This is a genomic window from Mesorhizobium sp. M7A.F.Ca.CA.002.05.1.1 (assembly GCF_003998335.1).
In the GTDB taxonomy this organism is placed as follows: Bacteria; Pseudomonadota; Alphaproteobacteria; order Rhizobiales; family Rhizobiaceae; genus Mesorhizobium.
This window is the reverse complement of the sequence record NZ_RZQI01001435.1, coordinates 1-867: the sequence shown is the minus strand read 5'-3', so window position 1 is coordinate 867 and position 867 is coordinate 1. Positions and strand designations below refer to the sequence as shown.

Below are 867 nucleotides of genomic sequence, written 5' to 3'. Positions count from 1 at the left end.
CTCCCCAGCCCCTTCCCCAACGCAATCGCGAGGATCGACATGGAATACCGCACCCTCGGCCGTTCCGGCCTGAAAGTTTCGACGCTGACCATGGGGACCATGACGTTCGGCGGCGCCGGCGCATTTTCGGCGGTCGGCAAGACCGATCTCGACGAGGCGCGCCGGATGATCGATCTCTGCATCGACGCCGGCATCAATGTCATCGACACCGCCAACGTCTATTCGAATGGCATTTCCGAAGAAATCATCGGCGAAGCGCTCGGCGGCAAGCGCAAGGGCGACGTGCTGATCGCCTCCAAGGCACGGATGCGGATCGGCAAAGGCCCAAACGATGAAGGCTTGTCGCGCCATCACCTGATCCGCGAATGCGAGAAGAGCCTGAAGCGGCTCAGGACAGACGTCATCGACATCTATTTCCTGCACGAATGGGATGGCGTGACACCGCTGGAGGAAACCATCGGCGCGCTCGACACGCTGGTTGCCCAGGGCAAGATCCGCTATGTCGGCTGCTCCAACTATTCCGGCTGGCAGGTGATGAAGGCGCTCGGCATCAGCGACAGCCGCCACCAGCCGCGCTTCGTCACGCAGCAGATCCATTACACGCTGGAAGCGCGCGAGGCGGAGTACGAGTTGCTGCCGATTTCCGTCGACCAGGGGTTAGGCGTCCTGGTCTGGAGCCCGCTTGCCGGCGGATTGCTGTCCGGCAAATACCGCCGCGACAGCCCCACCGCCCGCCAACTCGCGGGCTGGTCCGAACCGCCGATCCGCGACGAGGACCGGCTGTGGCGGATCGTCGACGTCCTTGTCGAGATCGGCGCGCAGCGCGGCGTGTCGGCAGCGCAGGTGGCGCTGGCCTGGCTGCTTGGC

General features: G+C 64.5%; 1 protein-coding gene. It reads left to right on the top strand.

Annotated elements, in window-relative coordinates; genetic code table 11:
- Positions 1 to 39: 39 nt before the first annotated feature.
- The coding region (locus tag EN939_RS36160) for an aldo/keto reductase (protein WP_164751601.1) at positions 40 to 867 on the top strand (828 nt) is incomplete at its 3' end.